The sequence below is a fragment of the Phytohabitans rumicis genome, assembly GCF_011764445.1.
Classification (GTDB): Bacteria; Actinomycetota; Actinomycetes; order Mycobacteriales; family Micromonosporaceae; genus Phytohabitans; species Phytohabitans rumicis.
The window spans coordinates 3651115-3669608 of sequence record NZ_BLPG01000001.1 but is presented as its reverse complement, the minus strand read 5'-3'; the positions used below and the strand labels follow the sequence as shown (position 1 = coordinate 3669608).

The window sequence follows — 18494 nt, the reverse complement described above, 5'->3', positions numbered from 1 at the left end:
AGCCGCAATCCACGATAGAGCGATCCCCGTGTGAGAATGCTCGACGTGACCGGAGAGCACTACTTCAGCGCCGAGCCGCGCGTGACCGAACGCCGCCGCGAGATCGGCTTCACCGCCGCGGGCCGGGACTTCACGTTGGTCACCGCGGGGGCGTGTTCTCCGCCGACCGGCTCGACCCCGGCACCGCTGTACTCCTGCGCAAGGCCCCGCTGCCGGAGGCCGGCGCCGCCGGTCCGTTCCTCGACCTGGGCTGTGGCTATGGCCCCATCGCCTGTGTCCTGGCGACCGCGGTGCCCAAGGCCACGGTGTACGCCGTCGACGTGAACGCCCGCGCCCGCGAGTTGGCCGCCGAGAACGCCGTGCGGGTCGGGGCGGAGAACATCGAGGTGGTGGCCGACATCCCGGACGGGGTCGCGCTGGCCGCGATCTACTCGAACCCGCCCATCCGGATCGGCAAGCCGGAACTGCACGCGATGCTCGACCGCTGGCTGCCCCGGCTGGCTCCGGGCGGCGTGGCGTGGTTGGTCGTGGCCCGGCACCTCGGCGCCGACTCGCTCCAGCAGTGGCTCGTCGACCGCGGCCGGACGGTGCAGCGGCACGCCAGCCAGAAGGGGTTTCGTGTTCTTAAAGTAGGTGACGGGTAACAGGGCATCGGGCAGGATGCCTGCGTGGGTTATGTGGACGTCGCCGGGGTCGGGCACACGCTGCCGGACGGGCGGGAGCTCTTCCGGGACGTCTCGTTTCGGGTCGGCGAGGGCGCCAAGGTGGCCCTGGTCGGGCCCAACGGCGCCGGCAAGACGACGCTGCTGCGGATGGTGGCCGGCGATCTGCCGGTGCCGACCGGTGGCATCGCCCGCGCCGGCGGGCTGGGCGCGATGCGGCAGTTCATCGGCATGATCGGAGATGAATCCACGCTGCACGACCTCGCCCTCTCGCTGGCGCCGCCGGCGCTGCGGGCCGCCGGCGAGCGGCTGGCCGCCGCAGCCGCCTCGCTCACCACCGAGCGGCAGCAGATCGCGTACGCGAACGCGCTGGCCGCCTGGGGTGAGGCCGGCGGGTACGACGCCGAGGTCCTCTTCGACACCGTGTCGACCATTGTCATGGGGCGACCTTGGGAAGAGACGAGAGATAGGCCGGTGCGCACGCTCTCCGGCGGCCAGCAGAAGCGCTTCGCCCTCGAACTGCTGCTCCGCGGCACCGACGAGGTGCTGCTGCTCGACGAGCCGGACAACTTCCTCGACGTGCCCGGAAAGCGCTGGCTGGAGGAGCGCCTGCGGGAGTCGAGCAAGTCCATCCTCTACGTATCGCATGATCGAGAATTGTTGGCTCAAACGGCCGACCGGGTGGTGGCCGTCGAGGGCGGGAGCGCGTGGGTGCACCCCGGCGGCTTCGCGTCCTGGCACGACGCCCGGGCGGCCCGGCACGACCGCCTGGAGGAGACGCGCCGCCGCTGGGACGAGGAGCACCAGAAGCTGCGCGAGCTGATGCTGATGTACAAGCAGAAGGCCGCGTACAACGACGGCCTGGCCTCGCGCTACCAGGCCGCGCAGACCCGGCTGCGGAAGTTCGAGGAGGCCGGGCCGCCGCCGCTGCCGCCGCGCGACCAGGACATCCGCATCCGCCTGACCGGCGGGCGGACCGGCAAGAGAGCCGTGATGTGCGAGCAGCTCGAGCTTGACGGCCTCACCTACCCATTCGACCTGGAGATTTGGTACGGCGACCGGGTGGCCGTCCTCGGCGCGAACGGCACCGGCAAGTCGCACTTCCTACGGCTCTTCGGCGATCCGTCCTCGGTGGCCCACGCCGGGGTGGCCCGGCTCGGTGCCCGGGTCCATCCCGGTCACTTCTCCCAAACGCATGACCATCCCGAACTGCTCGACAAGACGCTGGTCGAGGTGCTGTGGCGGGGCGACGATCATCGGGCCGGCATGGACCGGCACGCCGCGATGAAGGTGCTCAACCGGTATGACCTGGCGGGGCAGGGCGACCAGCGCTTCGGCACCCTCTCGGGCGGGCAGCAAGCGCGGTTCCTCGTACTCATGCTGGAGCTGTCGGGGGCGACGCTGCTGTTGCTCGACGAACCCACCGACAACCTGGACCTGGCGTCGGCGGAGGCCCTCGAAGAGGGCCTGCGCGCCTTCGAGGGCACGGTGATCGCGGTGACGCACGACCGGTGGTTCACGCGGTCGTTCGACCGGTTTGTCGTCTTCGCCGGCGATGGCGAGGTGGTCGAGACGCCCGAGCCGGTGTGGTGACCGTTGAACCTTTCCCCGCCGGGATCCGAACTACTGGCATGAGACGCTGGCTGGGGGCAGTGCTGCTCGGGCTGTGCCTCGGGCTCCTGGTGCCCCGACGGCAGCCAGCGCACACGCGGTCCTCGTGACCGCGACCCCGCAGCAGGGCGCCGTCGTCGCCACAGCGCCGACCACGATCGCGCTCACCTTCAACGAGCCGGTCCGCGTGATCCCCGGCAAGACGCAGGTCATCGCGCCGAACGGCAAGCGCATCAACGACGGCGACCCGGTGGCGACCGGCACCACGCTCACCATCGCGGTGCGGACGGCTGACCGGCCGCTCGGCACGTACGTGGTCAGCTACCGCATCATCTCCGCCGACAGCCACCCGCTCACCGGCGCGTACACGTTTTCGGTCGGCGCGCCGTCCGAGACCGCGCCCGAGGTGTCCACGGACAACACGGCGGTGGCGGTACTGCTCTCCGCCGCGAAGTACGCCGGTTATGTCGGCCTGACCTTCGTCGTCGGGCCGCTGCTGATGCTCGCGGTGCTCTGGCCCCGGCGCCAATCGCGGCGCGGGCCGCTGCGCCTGGTGTGGGCCGGACTGTCGCTCCTCGCCGCGAGCACGGTGTGCTCGCTGTGGCTGCAAGCGCCGTACACGTCGGGTGCCGGACCGTTCGACGTCTCGCCGCTGGAGCTGAAGCAGGTGGTGACCAGCGAGACCGGCGTCGCCCTGCTGGTGCGCCTGCTCGTGATCGCCGTCGTGGCGGCGCTCATCCGCCCCGCGCTGCGGGTCAAGGCCCGGCGGGTCACCCGGTTCGCGCTCGCGGGAGCGGCCGTCGTCGGCCTCTTCACCTGGCCGTTCGCCGGTCACCCGGCCGCCTCGCCGATTCCGCCGGTCTCGGCCGTCGGGGACGTCCTGCATCTGGCCAGCATGGCGGTGTGGCTGGGCGGCCTGATCGTGCTGGTGGCCTTCCTCCTGCGTCGCGGCGGGCCCGACCACCGCGTGCTGGGCATCATCCTCCCCATCTGGTCCAGGTGGGCGACCGCGGCGGTGTGCTGGCTCGTGCTGGGCGGTGTGCTGCAGGCCGTCATCGAGATCGGCGGCCTCGCCCGCCTCTTCGACACTCGCTACGGCCAACTCCTGCTCGTGAAGGCCGGCCTGCTGATCGCCGTGCTGGCGGTGGCGTTCTTCTCCCGGCGGCTGGTGCTGCGCAGTTCGCCCGGTGGGGTGCGCCGCCTCGCGTCGGTCGAACTGGGCATCACCGCGTTCATCCTCGTCGCCAGCTCGGCCCTCGTGCAGACGACGCCGGGCCGCTCAGCCGGCGTCGAAGCCGCCGCCGCCGAGCAGGCGGTTGGTTTTTCCACTACCCTGAACAGTTCTGTCTACTCTGTACAGTTCGAGATCTTTCCGGTGCAGTTGGGGGAGTACAACACGCTGCACGCGTTCGTCTACACGCCCGAGGGCAAGCCGGTCCAGGACGTGGCGGAGTGGAAAGTGACGCTCTCCCTTCCGGAGAAGGGCATCGACGGGCTGAAGAACGACGTCGTGACGATCGACGGCAACCAGGGGATCGGCCCGCTGTCGTTCCCGTACCCGGGCAAGTGGGAGCTAACCCTTACGATCCGCATCTCCGACGTCGACCAGGCGACCGTCCGCACCACGGTCCCCGTGCCCTGACCGGAACACCAGTGCTGTTAAACCCCCGCCATAACAGCACTGGCGTTCCAGTCACGCGCCGCGCTCCTTCCGGGCGGCGGTGACGTCGCGGATCAGCCGGGCGGAATGTCGGTAAATGTCGTCGGCGGTGCAGCGGAGGATCAGCCAGCCCATCGCGCGGAGGGCGTTGAGGCGGGCGACGTCCCGCCGGAACGTCGCCCGTTCCCGGTGGTGATCGCCCTCGTACTCGATGCCGATCAGCAACTCGGGGTACGCCAAATCGAGGCGGGCGAGGAAGCGGCCGAGCTTGTCGAGGACGTCGTGCTGAGCCACCGGGCGGGGCAAGCCGCCGTCGATGAGAAGCAGGCGCAGCCGCGTCTCCATGGGCGACTCACTCTTCTCCTCGGCGAGGGCGAGCACCTCGCCGAGGAGGCGGGCGCCCGGCCAACCGCGGTGCGCCTCGGCGTACGCCGCGAGCGTGGAAAGCTTGACAACCCGCCGGTGTAAGAGCGCGTCGACAGCGACGAGCGCGTCCACGCGAGGTGGGCGCCTCGCGAGGTCGAAGGCCGTACGCACCGGCGTGGTGACGGGCACATTGGCAAAGCGCGTGACGTCGGATGTGGCGACTGAAGACCGGATGGTCGCAATGCGCGGATGCGGTCGAAGCCGTCGCCGTTCGGGGATCACCACATGGACCGGCGCGTCGTGGGGCAGCAGGTTCACACCCCACAGGTACGCGGCACTCAGCCCACCGATCGCCGCGCCTTCGGGGAGCAACAGCGCGACGGCGTCGCACCACATGCGATGGTCTGGGTGCTCCTCGAAGGAGGCAGTACTTACATACACATCCGGTAGGAGCCGGAACCACGTAGGGCCGCGCAGCATGGCCTTGGTGAGCCGGCCGCTGGCTATCGCCTCGCTGCCCCGGAAGGGGAGGAAACCGAGCCGCGGTGGGATGTGGGCGTGCCGAGGCATCGGGACATCATGGCGTAACAGAAGTCTCACCCGCTGTCCCGCCCTTTACGCCTTGAGGTCAGCGTCGTAGTCTCGCCGCAAGGAGTACAACCCCGCGGGAGCCCGGTGCACCGGGCTGAGAGGGGGCATGCAGCCCCCGACCGTCGAACCTGATCCGGGTAATGCCGGCGCAGGGAGGAGCGGCGTGTCCTTTCCTAGGCTTCATCTCATCACCGACGCCCGGCGCGACCCGCTTGCCGTCGTACGGGCCGCCGTCGCCGCCACCGGTGGGGACATCGCGATCCAGGTGCGCGTCGAGGACGACACGAGCGACCGGGACGCGTACGAGCTGGCGTGTCGCGTCAAGGCCGCATGCGGCGACGCGTTGCTGCTGGTCAACGACCGGCTGCACATCGCCCTCGCGGTCGGCGCGGCGGGCGGGCACGTCGGGGCGCTCGACCTGCCCGTCGACGCGGCCCGCCGGGTGCTGGGCCGGCACGCCGTGCTCGGCGCGACCGCCCGCGATCCCGACACGGCGCGGGCCGCTGTCGACAGCGGGGCCACGTACCTGGGCGTCGGGCCGGCCTTTGCCACGAGCACCAAGGACGGGCTGCCGCCGCCGATCGGGCCGGGCGGGGTCGCGGCCGTGGCCGCCGCCGTCGACGTACCGGTCATCGCGATCGGTGGGGTCACCGCCGACCGGGTGCCCGAGCTGAGGCGGGCGGGCGCGTACGGGGTGGCGGTGGTCGGCGCGATCGCGAACGCGAAAGATCCGGCTCAAGCGTCGGCGGAACTGTGGAAGGCGCTGACATGAACGACGTCACCGTCATCGGGGCCGGCCCCATCGGGCTGGCGATCGCCTGGCGGTGCGCCTCGCGGGGCATGCGCGTGAGCGTCGTCGACGACGGGCGGCGCGGCGCGGCGCACGCCTCCGCCGGCATGCTCGGGCCGGTCGCCGAGGCGTACTTCGGGGAGGAGCCGCTCACCCGGCTGCTGGTGGAGTCGGCGAAGCGGTGGCCGGCCTTCGCCGCCGAGCTGGGCGAAGACGTCGGCTACCGCACCGACGGCACGCTGATCGTGGCGCTGACCGGCGACGACTACGCCGAGGCCGAGCGGCTCTGGACGTACCAGCGTGATCTGGGGTTGCGCGTGGAGAAGGTGCGACCGAGGGACGTCGAGCCCCTGCTGTCGCCGCGGGTGCGCGGCGGCGCGTTCACCGACGACCACCAGGTCGATCCGCGCAGGCTGGTGCCCGCGCTGCGCCGGGCCGCGCTCGCCGCCGGCACGAAAATCGGCCGTCACCGGGAAAATGCGGGAAGTACTGTCATCGCCGCCGGCTGCGGCTCGGCCGCCCTGACCGGGCTGCCGGTCCGCCCGGTCAAGGGCCAGATCCTCCGCCTCCGCGCGCCCGATGGCCGTCCGCCGGGCTTCCGGCACGTGATTCGCGGGTACGCCGATGGCCGTCACGTGTATCTCGTGCCGCGACTCGACGGGGAGGTGGTGGTCGGGCGACCGTGGAGGAGCGCACCGACACCCTCGTGACCGCCGGAGCCGTTCTCGACCTGCTGCGCGCGGCCGCAGACCTCGTGCCGGACCTGGTCGAGTACGAGCTGGCCGAGGCCATCGCCGGCCACCGCCCGGGTACCCCGGACAACATGCCCATCCTGGGCTTCCACGGCCCCGGGACGGTCGTCGCGACCGGCCACCACCGGCACGGGGTCGTGCTGACCCCGGTGACCGCCGACCTGATCGCCGACCTGATCGAGACCGGCGAGCCGGATCCGATGCTGGCCCCCTTCACCCCCGCGAGGTTCACATGAACGTGGTCGTCAACGGGAGCGCGCGAGTCCTGCCGGACGGGGCGACCGTGGCCGAGGCGGTCACCGCCGTCACCGACCGGCAGCGTGGCGTGGCGGTCGCGGTCAACGGCGAGGTGGTGCCGCGCAGCGGCTGGCCCGGGGCGGCGCTGCGGGATGGCGACCAGATCGAGGTGCTGACCGCGGCGCAGGGGGGTTGAGCATGCGCATCGCCGGCGTCGACTTCGGAAGTCGGCTCATCCTGGGCACCGGGGGAGCGTCCAGTCTGGACGTACTCGACAAGGCCATCGTGGCGAGCGGGACCGAGCTGGTCACCGTGGCGCTGCGCCGGGTGGACACCGCGGCGACGATGAGCGGCGGGCTGCTCGACCTGCTGGACCGGCGCGGCGTACGGGTGCTGCCGAACACGGCCGGCTGCTACACCGCGACCGAGGCGGTCAAGGTCGCCCACCTGGCCCGCGAGGCGTTCGAGACGCCGTGGGTCAAGCTGGAGGTGATCGGCGACGAGCGCACGCTGCTGCCGGACGCCGTCGAGCTGATGCGCGCCGCCGAGCAGCTCGTGGCCGACGGGTTCACCGTGCTGCCGTACACCACCGACGATCCGATCCTGGCCCGACGGCTGGCGGACGCGGGCTGCGCCGCGGTGATGCCGGCGGGTGCGCCGATCGGATCGGGGCTGGGCATCAACAACCCCCACCACATCCGGCTGATCCGCCAGTCGGTGCGGGTGCCGGTCATCCTCGACGCCGGCGTCGGCACCGCGTCGGACGCCGCGCTCGCCATGGAGCTGGGCTGCGACGGGGTGTTGCTGGCCAGCGCGGTCACCCGGGCGGCCGACCCGGTGCGGATGGCGGCGGCGATGCGGCACGCGGTCGAGGCGGGCTGGCTGGCTGCCGGTGCAGGGCGGATTCCCAAGCGGTTCCACGCGTTGGCGTCCACTCCGGACGAAGGAAGGCCCCACCTGTGATCGTCGTGCTGACCGACCGTCGTCAGGCGCGCCGGTCGCTCGTCGAGGTGGTCGAGTCGGCTTTCGCAGGCGGGGCGGCGTACGTCGTACTCAGGGAAAAAGACCTGCCGCCCGATGAGCGCGCGGCGCTGGCGGCGGCCCTGCGCGCGGTGGTCGGCGCGGGTTTGATCGTGGCTGGACCGGATCCGTTGGGTGGCGATGCGGTGCACTTGGCGGCGGCCGGGCCGTACCCGCCGCCGGAGCTGGCGCTCGTCGGTCGCTCCTGCCACGACGCCGTCGAGCTCTCCCGGATTACGACAGAGCAATACGCGGTCGTTTCGCCCGTCTATCCCACGCCCTCGAAGCCTGGATACGGCCCCCGCTTGGAATTGACGGGCTGGCGAAGCTGGTCGCGCGCTCGCCCGTTCCGGTGCTGGCCCTGGGCGGCATCACGCCCGCCAACGCGGCCGCGTGCGTGGCCGCGGGGGCCGCCGGTGTGGCCGTGATGGGCGCGGTGATGCGGGCGGAGGATCCCGCGGCGGTGGTCCGTGACCTGCGCGGTGCGACGGAGTCCGTCGAGGCCCTTGCGGAGCGGGGTGGGGTGGGACTATGACACCTCCGATCGCGCTCACCATCGCCGGCTCGGACTCGGGTGGCGGCGCCGGCATCCAGGCCGACCTCAAGGTCTTCGCGGCGCTGCGGGTGTACGGCACGTCGGTCATCACCGCCACGACCGCGCAGAACACCCGGGGCGTTCAGGACGTCTACCCGATGCCCGGCAACGTGGTCAGCGCGCAGCTGACCTCGGTGCTCGACGACCTCCCGCCGCTCGCGGTGAAGACCGGCATGCTGGCCACCGGCGAGGTCGCGGCGGCGGTCCTGGCCAAGGCCCGCGCCGGGCTGCTGCCCAACCTGGTCATCGACCCGGTGCTGGAGTCGTCCAGCGGCCGGCGGCTGGGCGTGGTCGGCGCGATCGAGCGGCTGCTGCCGTACGCGCTGGTGGCCACGCCGAACCGCGAGGAGGCGTCGGCGCTGGTCGGCTGGCCGGTGACCACGCCGGCGGACATGGCCGGCGCCGCGGGCCAGCTCGCGGCCGGCGGGCCGAAGTACGTGGTGGTGACCGGCGGCGACATGGTGGCCGGCGGCGAGGCCGTGGACGCGGTGTGGACCGACGCGGGCACGCGGTTTCTGCGGTACCCGCGCATCCTCACCCGCAACACGCACGGCACCGGCTGCACGTTCTCGGCCGCGATCGCCGCCCGGCTCGCCCTGGGCGACTCGGTGCCGGACGCGCTCGTGTTCGCCAAGCAGTACGTCGCCCGAGCGCTCGCGGGTGCGCGCGACTGGAAGCTGGGCGGCGGCACCGGGCCGCTCGACCACCTGGACTGGAAGTCGATCTAGCAGCTGAGGAGGCACGATGTCAGCTCGTCGCAAGGTGTACGTCGAGGGATCCCGGCCCGACATCCGGGTGCCGTTCGCCGAGGTGGAGCTGTCCGGCGGCGAACCACCGCTCCGCCTGTACGACACGTCCGGGCCGGGGTCGGACCCCGCGGTCGGGTTGCCGCCGTTGCGGGGGCCGTGGATCGCTTCACGCGGCGATGTCGCCCCCGTGCGGGGTGCGGGTACGCCGCTGGCGGGATCCCGTCCGACGCAGCTTGCTTATGCGCGTGCTGGGGTGGCCACTCCCGAGATGGAGTTCGTGGCGATCCGCGAGGACGTGCCTGTTGAATTGGTGAGAGAAGAGATCGCGGCTGGCCGAGCCGTCCTGCCGGCCAACGTCAACCACCCCGAGATCGAGCCAATGATCATCGGCAAGCGGTTCCTCGTGAAGGTCAACGCCAACATCGGCACCTCCGCGGTCACCTCCTCGATCGCGGAGGAGGTGGAGAAGCTGACCTGGGCGACACGGTGGGGCGCGGACACCGTGATGGATCTTTCAACCGGACGCCGAATTCATGAAACGCGCGAGGCCATCGTCCGCAACTCCGCCGTGCCGATCGGGACCGTGCCGATCTACCAGGCGCTGGAGAAAGTGGGCGGCGACCCGGTCAAGCTCTCCTGGGAGGTCTTCCGGGACACCGTCATCGAGCAGTGCGAGCAGGGCGTCGACTACATGACCGTGCACGCCGGCGTGCTCATGCGGTACGTGCCGCTGGCCGTCGACCGGGTGACCGGCATCGTGTCGCGCGGCGGCTCCATCATGGCCGCCTGGTGCCTGGCGCACCACGAGGAGAACTTCCTGTACACCAACTTCGCTGCACTTTGTGAGATCTTGGCGCGCTATGACGTCACGTTCTCGCTGGGCGACGGGCTGCGGCCGGGGTCCATCGCGGACGCCAACGACGCGGCGCAGTTCGCGGAGCTGCGCACGCTGGGCGAGCTGACCGAGGTGGCGTGGGAGCACGACGTCCAGGTGATGATCGAGGGGCCCGGCCACGTGCCGATGCACAAGATCAAGGAGAACGTCGACCTCCAGCAGGAGGTGTGCCACGAGGCCCCGTTCTACACGCTCGGACCGCTGACCACGGACATCGCCCCCGCGTACGACCACATCACCTCGGCGATCGGCGCCGCCATGATCGGCATGTTCGGCACCGCGATGCTCTGCTACGTCACCCCGAAGGAGCACCTGGGCCTGCCGGACCGCGACGACGTGAAGGCCGGCGTCATCGCGTACAAGATCGCCGCACACGCCGCCGACCTCGCTAAGGGGCACCCCGGGGCGCAGGCGTGGGACGACGCGCTGTCCAAGGCGCGGTTCGAGTTTCGCTGGGCGGACCAGTTCAACCTGTCGCTGGATCCGGAGACGGCGCGGGCATACCACGACGAGACCCTGCCGGCCGAGCCCGCCAAGACGGCGCACTTCTGCTCGATGTGCGGCCCCAAGTTCTGCTCCATGAAGATCACCCAAGAGCTCAAGGAGTACGCCGCGCGCGGCATGAAGGAAAAGTCGGAGGAGTTCCTGGACTCGGGTTCCCGGGTGTACCTCCCCTCGCCTGAGCGCGTTCCCGCGCTTCTGGCTTCGCGCGCCTGCGCGCGTCCGGCCTCCGCGTCGATCAAGGCTTTGCTCGTCGATCAAGGGCGAACGGTCGTGGTTTGATCTCTTATCCACGGCCGTATGCCCTTGATCGACGCGAAAGTCCTTGATCGGCGGGCGCGGCGCCGCGACGCGCGGCGCCACAGCGGGCGCGGCGCCCGCCGCGCCCGGGGAGCGTCAGGGCTTGCGGGCCACCACGACGCCGTTCGCGCCGGGCGCCTCGAAGTGGATGACCTCGGCGTCGACGAAGCCGGCCTCGGTCAGCCAGGTGACGTACTCCGTCTCCGAGTAGTTCCGGCCGCCCACCGTCTCGACGAGCATGTTCATCCCCATCAGGGCGGCCTCCGGCGGGCCGGTCCGGTCGGCGTTCAGCAGCAGCTCGGACACCACCACCGCGCCCCCGGTCGGCAGCGCCGCGAAGCACTTGCCCAGCAGCTCACGATTGGTCGGCTCGTCCCAGTCGTGCAGGATCATGCTGAGCAGGATGACGTCGTACCCGGGCGGCAGCGCCGGCTCGTGCAGGAAGTTGCCGGCGAAGCTGTCGATGCGGTCGCTCAGCCCGGCCGCCGCGCCCTTCTCGTCGGCGATGGGGCAGACATGCGGCAGGTCGTACACCGTCGCCTGGAGGCCGGCATACCGCCGGCACAGCTCGATCGGGTACGCGCCGGAGCCGCCGCCCACGTCGAGCAGTCGGGTGTGCGCGCCGAAGTCGTACGCCTCGCCGAGCGCGCGGGCTGTGAAGATCGATGTGGAGTACATGGCCTCCCAGAAGAGCTCGAGGATCTGCGGGTCCTCGGTCTCGAACATCGACTCCTGGCTGTCCGGGTCCCAGGTCAGCGGCCGGTCGGTGCGCAGCGCGTCGCCGACCCGGTGCCACGGCAGGTACGTCCGCGCGTCGCAGTACCGTACCTGGCCACCGAAGTAGTACGGTTTGCCGGAGACCAGGAACTCCTCGGCCAGCGCCGAGTTGCGGTAGCCGTCACCGGATCTGTCGAGCAGGCCGAGCGAGGCGCACGCGGCGAGCAGGAGGTCGGCCGGGCGGTCGGCGAGGCCGAGGTCGGCGGCGGCCTTCTCCACCGTGATGGTCTTGCCGCCGGCCAACCTGCTGAACAGGTCTAACTCGACAGCGGCAGCGAACGTCTTGAAGCTCCAGAAACCGGACACGAGGCGCATGAGGGGCGTCGGCGTCAGCATTCGGACATCGTACTCAGCAACTATCAGCTTCCAAACCCTGCACCGATCAAGGACTTTCGCGTCGATCAAGGGCATACGGCCGTGGATCAAAGATCAAACCGCGACCATTTGCCCTTGATCGACGCGCAAAGCCTTGATCGACACGGAAAGTCCTAGGGGCGGTCTTTGTCGGGGTCGGTGGAGAGGCCGCTGACCCAGTCGACGTACTCCTCGTCGCGGGGCTTCAGCGGCGCCTCGGGGCGCGTCTGGCTACCGCGCTGGGTGGGGACGTCGCCCTTCGGGATCGGCTCCGGATCGGGCTCGGGCGGGGCCGGCGTGGCGCGCCGGCGGCCGAAAAGACCCTTCCGGGGGCGGTCGCCCGGCGCGTCTTTGGGGGCCGCCTTCGATGGCCGGGCGGGTGCCGGCGTGCTCGCCGCGGGGTCGTCGGGCTGGGCCTGGCGGGCGGCGGCCCGGCGGCCGGCGGCGAACGCGGTCACCGCCCCGCCGACCGCGGACTCGCGAGCCGCAGGCGGCGGCCGCCGTGCTGGCCGGCCCTCGTTCGTGGAGCGTGCGAGGTCGACGGTCGACGGCTCGTCGTCGGAGGAGCCGCGCGACAGGTCCGCGGTCGGCTCGTCCGGCAAGGACGGCGATGAGGCGGAGGACTGGGAGGGCCGCGGGGCCGCGGAGGGCGGCGAGGGCGCGGGGGATGGCGACGGGGCGGAGTCGGGCTCCGGGCGGCGGGACGGGAACGTCGGGCGGCGCGCCGCCGTGGCGAGCACCGAGCCGAGTACGCCGGCGCCGACCGCGACCAGCGCGCCCCAGTACGGCGCCGCCTGGTACTTGTCGGCCGAGCTGCCCGGCCCCGCGACCAGGTACGCCAGGCACATCATCGCCGGACCGATGAGTCCCGAGGCCGCGATCGTCATCGGCGGGCGGCCCAGCCAGCGCCCGACGCCGGCGATGGCGGCGCCGCCGACCAGCGCGAGCAGCGGCATGGTCATGACGGCCAGGCTCTGCGTGGTGCCGGTGCTCAGTGACGCCAGGTCGGGCACGCCGAGCCGTACGTCGGTCAGCGGGTCGCCGGAGCCGAGCGAGGGCGCCACGGAGATGATCGCGAGCAGCCAGCCGCCCGCGGTCACGACGACCACGTTCCACAGCAGGCTTTCCTGGCTGAGCGCGGCGATCGCGACGAACACGCCGGCGATGGCGCCCAGGGCGGCGGACAGCCCGATCACCAGGACCGGGTCGGTGGACTGGACCTGGGCGAAGCGGGCCGGCTGCATACACAGGGGCACCAGGACGGCCGCCCCGATGCCGGCGCACACGGCGTACGCGATGCGGGACCCGGTGCCACCGACGTGGCCGTGCCGGCGGGCCATCCGGTCGGCGGCGACGGCGCCGGCGACCGCGGCCACCATCGCGAACCAGGTCACCCACGCCATCTGGGCGGTCCACTGGTTTTCCTCGCCGGTGGGGAAGGTGCGGCTCAGCCGCACGATGCCGAGGCCGAACGCGACGCCCAACTGACTCGCACCCGCGAGCAGGCCGACGCCGAGCGCGGCGAGCAGCACCTTGCTCCAGGTACGCAATGCCATGTCCGGCACGTTACGTGGGGATGCCAGCCGCCGCCACCCAGCCATGGAGAGCTTGAGACGTCACACAGTCAGCCCTAAGGTCGTCATCGATGGCTGACGACGTACGCGAGAAAACCACGGTGGCGATCGTCGGCGCGGGCCCGGCGGGGCTGACGCTGGCCAATCTCCTGGGCCGTGCCGGCATCGACTGCGTGGTGCTGGAACGGCAGAGCCGGTCCTATGTGGAGAGCCGGCAGCGCGCCGGCGTGCTGGACCACCACGCGGGCCGCATGCTGGAGAAATGGGGCCTGGCCGGCCGGGTTTTGATGGACGCCAGGGTGGACGGTGTCTACGAGTTCCGGCTCGACGGGGTGCCCCGGTACCTGGATGTCGCCGCGCTCGCGGGCGGCCGGCACAACCACATCCTGCCGCAGCAGTTCCTGGTGCAGCGGCTCATGGCGGCGTTGCTGGAGGACGGCGGAGACCTGCGCTTCGAGGCGCTCGACGTGGCCCTGCACGGCCTGGAGGGATCCCGCCCGTCGGTCACCTACCGTGATCCGGCCGGCGCCGCGCACGAGATCGAGTGCGACTTCGTGGCCGGGTGCGACGGGTTCCACGGGGTTTGCCGCCCGAGCGTTCCCGCGGACGCGCTTACGGCGTACACCCTGGACCACGGGATCGGCTGGTTCACGGTGCTGGCCGACGTGCCGCCGCCGCGCCATCCGCTCTTCGCGGTCAGCACGCACGGCTTCGCGGCGCACTTCCCCCGGGGCCCCCGGGCCAGCCGGTTCTACTTGCAGTGCGGGCCGGGCGACGACCTGGCGGAGTGGACGGACGAGCGGATCTGGACACAGATACGCCTGCGGTTGGGCGACGGCGGCCTGCCCGCCGGGGAGATCACCGAGAAGGGCGTCGTCGAGATGCGCAGCTTCGTGGTCGACCCGATGGCGTACGGGCGGCTCTTCCTGGTCGGGGACGCCGCGCACATCATCACGCCGATGGCCGGCAAGGGGATGAACCTGGCGCTCGCCGACGCCGACGTGCTCGCCAGCGGGTTGCGCGCGGCCATCCGGGACGGCGACGGCGAGCCGCTGCGGGCGTACTCCGCGACGTGCCTGCGGCGGACCTGGAACTACCAGGAGTTTTCCCGCTGGATGACGGAGATGCTGCACGACTCGGGCGATGCCTCGGTCAACGGGCCGTTCCGGCGGGAGCTGGCGAGGGCGCGGCTGGAGCGCCTCTTCTCCTCGCCCACGGCGGCCGCCGGCTTCGCCGAGATGATGGCCGGCCTGGGTTAGGGCGTGCCTGGCGGATCTTTGTGGGGCTGCGGCGGGCCCAGACGACGACCGGTGGCACCGGTCGAAAGGCCGCATACAACACCGGTATGCGACCTTCCGCCCGGCACCACCGGACGCCGCCTGGACCTCGCCTCGCACCCACAAGATCCACCAGGCACGCCCTAAACCTTCTCGCGGGCCATCCGGGGCGCCGGCGTCGACGGCGGGGCCGGCGGTGGGCCGTCCGGCGCGAAGAGCAGCTCGTGCAGCTCGGCGCTGCACCGCGCCACTTCTTCCAGGTACGCGTTGTGCCCGAGCGTGCGCGGCCGGGGGATGTTGACGTCGACGATGCGGCGCAGCCGGCCCGGGCGCGGGCTGAGCACCAGGACCCGGTCGGCCAGCAGCACGGCCTCGTCGATCGAGTGGGTCACGAAGACGGTGGTGGCGCCGAGTTCCATGTGGACGCGCTGCAGCTCGCCGGAGAGCTCCTCGCGGGTGAGGGCGTCCAGGGCGGAGAACGGCTCGTCCATCAGCATCACCTTGGGCCGCTGGATGAGCGCGCGGCACAGGGCGACCCGCTGCTGCATGCCGCCGGAGAGCTCGTGCGGCTGCTTCTTGTGGAACTCGCTCAGCCCGACCATGTCGAGCAGCTGCTCGGCCCGCTGGCGGTGCTCGGCGCGCTTCCAGCCGAACATCTCCACCGGCAGCAGCACGTTGTCGAGCACCGAACGCCAGGGCAGCAGGGCCGGCCGCTGGAACATCATGGCGACGTCCTTGCGCGGCTTGGTCACCCGCGTCTCGCCGACCGACACCTCGCCGCTGGACGGCGCGATGAGGCCGGCGACGAGCCGCAGCAGGGTGGACTTTCCGCATCCGGAGCGGCCGATGACCGCGACGAACTCGCCCTCACTGACGGTCAGGTTGATGTTTCGCAGCGCTTCTACGGCGCCCGAACGCGCCTGGAACGTCTGCGACACGCCGGCCAGTCGAATCATGGTGCCAGGTTACGGGAAGAGTTCCGATCTTGGCATTCCTCCCGCTAGCGTGCATCGATGTCTATCAAGCGGGTGACCGCGGCGGCCGTCATGGTGTTGGCGTTGGCCGTCGGCTGCGGCAAAGACAGCAGCGAAAGCGATCAACCGACCGCGGATGCCACCGGCTCGGAAAAGGTCACCTACCTCACCGGCGTCAGCGTGCAGGGCCGCGAGGCGTACGTCTACGTCGGAAAAGAGAAGGGCTTCTTCCAGGAGGCCGGCTTCGATGTGGACGTCAAGCCCGGCAACGGCACCAACCAGAACCTCCAGCTCCTGCAGAGCGGCCAGGCCGACTTCGCCATCGTGGACATCACCGCGGCCCTCATCGAGTACGGCAAGGGCACGTTCACCGACTTCACCGTGGTGAGCGCGATCCACCAGCGCAACCTGGCCTGCCTCATGGTGCTGGAGGGCAGCGGCATCGCCAAGCCGCAGGACCTCGCCGGCAAGCGCATCGCGTACATCCCGGGCGGGGTCGTCAAGACGCTGTTCGACGCGTACGCGAGCAAGGCCGGCGTGGACGGCTCGAAGATCCAGTGGGTCAACGTGCCGGCCCAGCAGATGGGGCAGAACCTGGCCGCCGGCAGCATCGACGCGGCCACCCAGTTCGTGGTGGGCACGCCGGGCATCGAGGCGGCCGCCAAGGGTCGCAAGGCGGTCGTGCTGCCGTTCAGCGACTTCCTGCCGGACCTGTACGGCAACGGGTTGGCGGTCAGCGCCAAGTCCGCGAAAGACGATCCCGACCGGATAAGGCGCTTCAACCAGGCGATGCTCAAGGGCCTGGCGTACGCGATCGACAACCCCGCCGAGGCCGGGCAGATCTACGCCAAGTACCAGAAGATCCAGCCGCAGCCGGTGGCCGCCGCCGAGGTGACCCTGATGGCCCCGTACGTCAAGGGCGGCGCCGTGGTGGGCGCCCTCGACCTCGACCGGGTCACCAAGAACATCGCGGTCGTCAAGGACGCCGGCGTGATCCCGACCGCGGTCAAGCCGGAGGACGTGGTGTCGTTCGACCTGGCGCCGAAGGCTTGAGAAGGATCCTCCTACCGCTCGCCGGTGCCGGCGCCACCGTCGCGCTGTGGTGGCTGGTCATCGTCGCGTTCGACGTGCAGTCGTACGTGGCGCCCACGCCCCGGGAGGTGGCCGCCGTGTTCGGCCGGCTGCCGGGGTACCTGGCGGACAACACCTGGGTGACGCTGCTGGAAACGCTGGCCGGGTTCGCGCTGGCGGTGGTGGCCGGCGTGCTCATCGGCGCCGCCCTGGCCAGCTCGCGCTGGATCGAGGAGGCCATGTATCCGTCGCTGGTGGCGCTCAACGCCGTACCCAAGCTGGCGTTGGGCTCGCTGCTGACGGTATGGCTGGGCTTCGGCCAGGCGCCGAAGGTGGTGATGGTGGTCCTGATGTGCTTCTTCCCGGTCGTGCTGGCCACGGTCGGCGGCCTGACCCGGACACCCGCGGAGTTGGCCGAGCTGGCCCGGTCGCTGTCCGCGTCGCGCTGGCAGGCGTTCGCCAAGGTGCGCCTGCCGGCGGCGCTGCCGCAGATCTTCGTCGGCCTCAAGACCGCGATGCCGCTCGCCGTGATCGGCGCGGCCATCGCGGAGCTCTTCGGCTCGACCTCGGGGCTCGGCTTCGTCATCTACACGGCCGGGTCGGACACCGCGGTCTCGTTCGCCGCGATCGTGCTCCTCGCGGCGATGAGCATCGTGCTGTTCTACGCGGTCGTCGTGGTCGAACGGCTGCTCCTGCCGTGGGTACGCGAGACGACTGGCTAACCCAGCTGCGGAAGCACCTCGGACGCGATCAGCTCCAGGTGGTCGAGGTCGTCCATCTCGATGATCCGCAAGTGCACGCGGGTGACGCCCACCTCGGCGAACTCGCCGATCCGCTGGACGAGCAGCGCGGGTGAGCCGACCACCGGGTCCTCCGGCGGGAGCGCGCTCTTGGCGTGCAGCGGCGCGGCCCGGCGCTGGGCCTCGGCGTCGGTGCGGCCGATCGCCACGACGATGCCGGCAGACAGGGCCAACGGGGTGGTGCGCCCGATCCGCGCGCTGACCCGCTTGACCCGCTCGAACGCCGACGCGCTCTCGGCCACGCTCTTGAACGGCATGTTGAACTCGTCGGCGTACCGCGCGGCGATCTCCGGCGTGCGCTTGGGCCCGCGCCCGCCGACGATGATCGGCGGTCCGGGCTGCTGCACGGGCTTGGGCAGGGCCGGCGCGTCGGCCAGCTGGTAGTGCTCGCCCTTGAAGCTGAAGCGCTCGCCGACCGGGGTGGACCACAGCCCGGTGATGACGGCCAGCTGCTCGGCCAGCCGGTCGAAGCGCTCGGCCACGGGCGGGAACGGGATGCCGTACGAGGTGTGCTCGCGCTCGTACCAGCCGCTGCCGATGCCCAGCTCCACCCGGCCGCCGCTCATCTGGTCGACCTGGGCCACGGCGACCGCCAGCGGCCCGGGCAGGCGGAACGTGACCGAGGTGACCAGCGTGCCGATGCGGATCCGGCTGGTCTCGCGGGCCAGCCCGGCCAGCGTGATCCAGGCGTCGGTCGGGCCGGGCAGCCCGTCTTCGGCGCCCATCGCCTGGTAGTGGTCGGCGCGCAGGTAGCCCTCGAAGCCGCTGTCCTCGGCGAGCCGGGCCAGCCGCAGCTGGTCGTCGTAGGTGGCGCCGCGGTGTGGCTCGGTGAAGACGCTGACCCGCACGGTGACCGCCTGTCGGGAAGGGTGGGGGATTGGTCGCGGTCAGGCTATCGGGATCCCGTTACGCCGCGATACCCCGTCCGGGATCGGTTC

The 18494-nt window shown here is 71.3% G+C and carries 14 protein-coding genes, 4 pseudogenes and 1 riboswitch; of the genes and pseudogenes, 13 read left to right on the top strand and 5 right to left on the bottom strand.

Going from position 1 to position 18494, the window contains the following annotated elements; all coding sequences use genetic code 11:
* The first annotated feature begins 45 nt into the window (after positions 1-45).
* The 3 genes and pseudogenes from Prum_RS16100 to Prum_RS16090 all read left to right on the top strand — a co-directional run bounded on the left by Prum_RS16100 (position 46) and on the right by Prum_RS16090 (position 3915).
* A pseudogene (locus tag Prum_RS16100) lies at positions 46-644 on the top strand (class I SAM-dependent methyltransferase).
* 24 nt (positions 645-668) lie between these two features.
* A complete protein-coding gene (locus tag Prum_RS16095; RefSeq protein WP_173077313.1) occupies positions 669-2255 on the top strand; it encodes an ABC-F family ATP-binding cassette domain-containing protein in 1587 nt (528 codons plus the stop codon).
* A 124-nt stretch (positions 2256-2379) separates the two neighbouring features.
* On the top strand, positions 2380-3915 hold the full coding sequence (locus tag Prum_RS16090; RefSeq protein WP_246277920.1) for a copper resistance CopC/CopD family protein: 1536 nt from the start codon (positions 2380-2382) through the stop codon (positions 3913-3915).
* 51 nt (positions 3916-3966) lie between these two features.
* On the opposite strand, the gene Prum_RS16085 is transcribed toward Prum_RS16090, so the two are convergent.
* Complete coding sequence (locus Prum_RS16085) at positions 3967-4869, bottom strand: type IV toxin-antitoxin system AbiEi family antitoxin (RefSeq protein WP_173077312.1); 903 nt, start codon at positions 4867-4869, stop codon at positions 3967-3969.
* An 84-nt stretch (positions 4870-4953) separates the two neighbouring features.
* A riboswitch (TPP riboswitch) is annotated at positions 4954-5062 on the top strand.
* Here Prum_RS16085 and thiE point away from each other — a divergent pair.
* The 7 genes and pseudogenes from thiE to thiC form a co-directional block, all read left to right on the top strand.
* The gene (thiE, locus tag Prum_RS16080; RefSeq protein ID WP_173077311.1) at positions 5054-5662 is read left to right on the top strand and encodes a thiamine phosphate synthase; all 609 of its coding nucleotides are present in this window, start codon (positions 5054-5056) and stop codon (positions 5660-5662) included. Its footprint overlaps the riboswitch before it by 9 nt.
* A pseudogene (gene thiO / locus Prum_RS16075) lies at positions 5659-6668 on the top strand (glycine oxidase ThiO). The gene thiE and the pseudogene thiO overlap by 4 nt, the downstream one beginning before the upstream one ends.
* Positions 6665-6865 carry a sulfur carrier protein ThiS gene (gene thiS, locus Prum_RS16070; RefSeq protein ID WP_173077310.1) on the top strand — a complete coding sequence of 67 codons (201 nt, stop codon included), beginning with the start codon at positions 6665-6667 and terminating at the stop codon, positions 6863-6865. The pseudogene thiO and the gene thiS overlap by 4 nt, the downstream one beginning before the upstream one ends.
* Positions 6866-6867: 2 nt before the next feature.
* Positions 6868-7632 (top strand): thiazole synthase, encoded by a 765-nt coding sequence (locus tag Prum_RS16065; RefSeq protein ID WP_173077309.1) that lies wholly within the window; start codon positions 6868-6870, stop codon positions 7630-7632.
* Positions 7629-8068, top strand: a pseudogene (locus tag Prum_RS16060) (thiamine phosphate synthase); the annotation flags it as partial. The gene Prum_RS16065 and the pseudogene Prum_RS16060, both read left to right, overlap by 4 nt.
* Positions 8069-8220: 152 nt before the next feature.
* Positions 8221-9012 (top strand): bifunctional hydroxymethylpyrimidine kinase/phosphomethylpyrimidine kinase, encoded by a 792-nt coding sequence (gene thiD, locus Prum_RS16055; protein ID WP_173077308.1) that lies wholly within the window; start codon positions 8221-8223, stop codon positions 9010-9012.
* Between the two features lie 16 nt (positions 9013-9028).
* Positions 9029-10603, top strand: a pseudogene (gene thiC / locus Prum_RS16050) (phosphomethylpyrimidine synthase ThiC); the annotation flags it as partial.
* Between the two features lie 222 nt (positions 10604-10825).
* Here thiC and Prum_RS16045 read toward each other — a convergent pair.
* Both Prum_RS16045 and Prum_RS16040 read right to left on the bottom strand, forming a co-directional pair.
* Positions 10826-11842: a methyltransferase gene (locus tag Prum_RS16045; protein ID WP_173077306.1), complete on the bottom strand. Its 1017-nt coding sequence runs from the start codon at positions 11840-11842 to the stop codon at positions 10826-10828.
* 152 nt (positions 11843-11994) lie between these two features.
* Positions 11995-13416 carry a hypothetical protein gene (locus tag Prum_RS16040; RefSeq protein WP_173077305.1) on the bottom strand — a complete coding sequence of 474 codons (1422 nt, stop codon included), beginning with the start codon at positions 13414-13416 and terminating at the stop codon, positions 11995-11997.
* A gap of 89 nt (positions 13417-13505) precedes the next feature.
* Between Prum_RS16040 and Prum_RS16035 the strand changes: the two genes are divergently transcribed.
* Positions 13506-14693, top strand: coding sequence for a 4-hydroxybenzoate 3-monooxygenase (locus Prum_RS16035; RefSeq protein ID WP_173077304.1), 1188 nt, complete (start codon positions 13506-13508; stop codon positions 14691-14693).
* Positions 14694-14854: 161 nt separating this feature from the next.
* Here Prum_RS16035 and Prum_RS16030 read toward each other — a convergent pair whose 3' ends face one another.
* Complete coding sequence (locus Prum_RS16030) at positions 14855-15667, bottom strand: ABC transporter ATP-binding protein (RefSeq protein ID WP_173077303.1); 813 nt, start codon at positions 15665-15667, stop codon at positions 14855-14857.
* A 57-nt stretch (positions 15668-15724) separates the two neighbouring features.
* Between Prum_RS16030 and Prum_RS16025 the strand changes: the two genes are divergently transcribed.
* Positions 15725-16738, top strand: coding sequence for an ABC transporter substrate-binding protein (locus tag Prum_RS16025; protein ID WP_173077302.1), 1014 nt, complete (start codon positions 15725-15727; stop codon positions 16736-16738).
* Complete coding sequence (locus Prum_RS16020; protein WP_173077301.1) at positions 16735-17478, top strand: ABC transporter permease; 744 nt, start codon at positions 16735-16737, stop codon at positions 17476-17478. The genes Prum_RS16025 and Prum_RS16020 overlap by 4 nt, the downstream gene beginning before the upstream one ends.
* On the opposite strand, the gene Prum_RS16015 is transcribed toward Prum_RS16020, so the two are convergent.
* Positions 17475-18404, bottom strand: coding sequence for an LLM class F420-dependent oxidoreductase (locus Prum_RS16015; RefSeq protein ID WP_173077300.1), 930 nt, complete (start codon positions 18402-18404; stop codon positions 17475-17477). The two genes, Prum_RS16020 and Prum_RS16015, sit on opposite strands and share 4 nt — an antisense overlap.
* Positions 18405-18494 lie beyond the last annotated feature (90 nt).

What these genes read in the sequence shown, in the direction of transcription:
- Prum_RS16085 (WP_173077312.1), bottom strand. Translation starts at nt 4,869, where the DNA reads ATGCCTCGGCACGCCCACATCCCACCGCGGCTCGGTTTCCTCCCCTTC.
- thiS (WP_173077310.1), top strand. Translation starts at nt 6,665, where the DNA reads ATGAACGTGGTCGTCAACGGGAGCGCGCGAGTCCTGCCGGACGGGGCG.
- Prum_RS16065 (WP_173077309.1), top strand. Translation starts at nt 6,868, where the DNA reads ATGCGCATCGCCGGCGTCGACTTCGGAAGTCGGCTCATCCTGGGCACC.
- thiD (WP_173077308.1), top strand. Translation starts at nt 8,221, where the DNA reads ATGACACCTCCGATCGCGCTCACCATCGCCGGCTCGGACTCGGGTGGC.
- Prum_RS16045 (WP_173077306.1), bottom strand. Translation starts at nt 11,842, where the DNA reads ATGCTGACGCCGACGCCCCTCATGCGCCTCGTGTCCGGTTTCTGGAGC.
- Prum_RS16040 (WP_173077305.1), bottom strand. Translation starts at nt 13,416, where the DNA reads ATGGCATTGCGTACCTGGAGCAAGGTGCTGCTCGCCGCGCTCGGCGTC.
- Prum_RS16035 (WP_173077304.1), top strand. Translation starts at nt 13,506, where the DNA reads ATGGCTGACGACGTACGCGAGAAAACCACGGTGGCGATCGTCGGCGCG.
- Prum_RS16030 (WP_173077303.1), bottom strand. Translation starts at nt 15,667, where the DNA reads ATGATTCGACTGGCCGGCGTGTCGCAGACGTTCCAGGCGCGTTCGGGC.
- Prum_RS16025 (WP_173077302.1), top strand. Translation starts at nt 15,725, where the DNA reads ATGTCTATCAAGCGGGTGACCGCGGCGGCCGTCATGGTGTTGGCGTTG.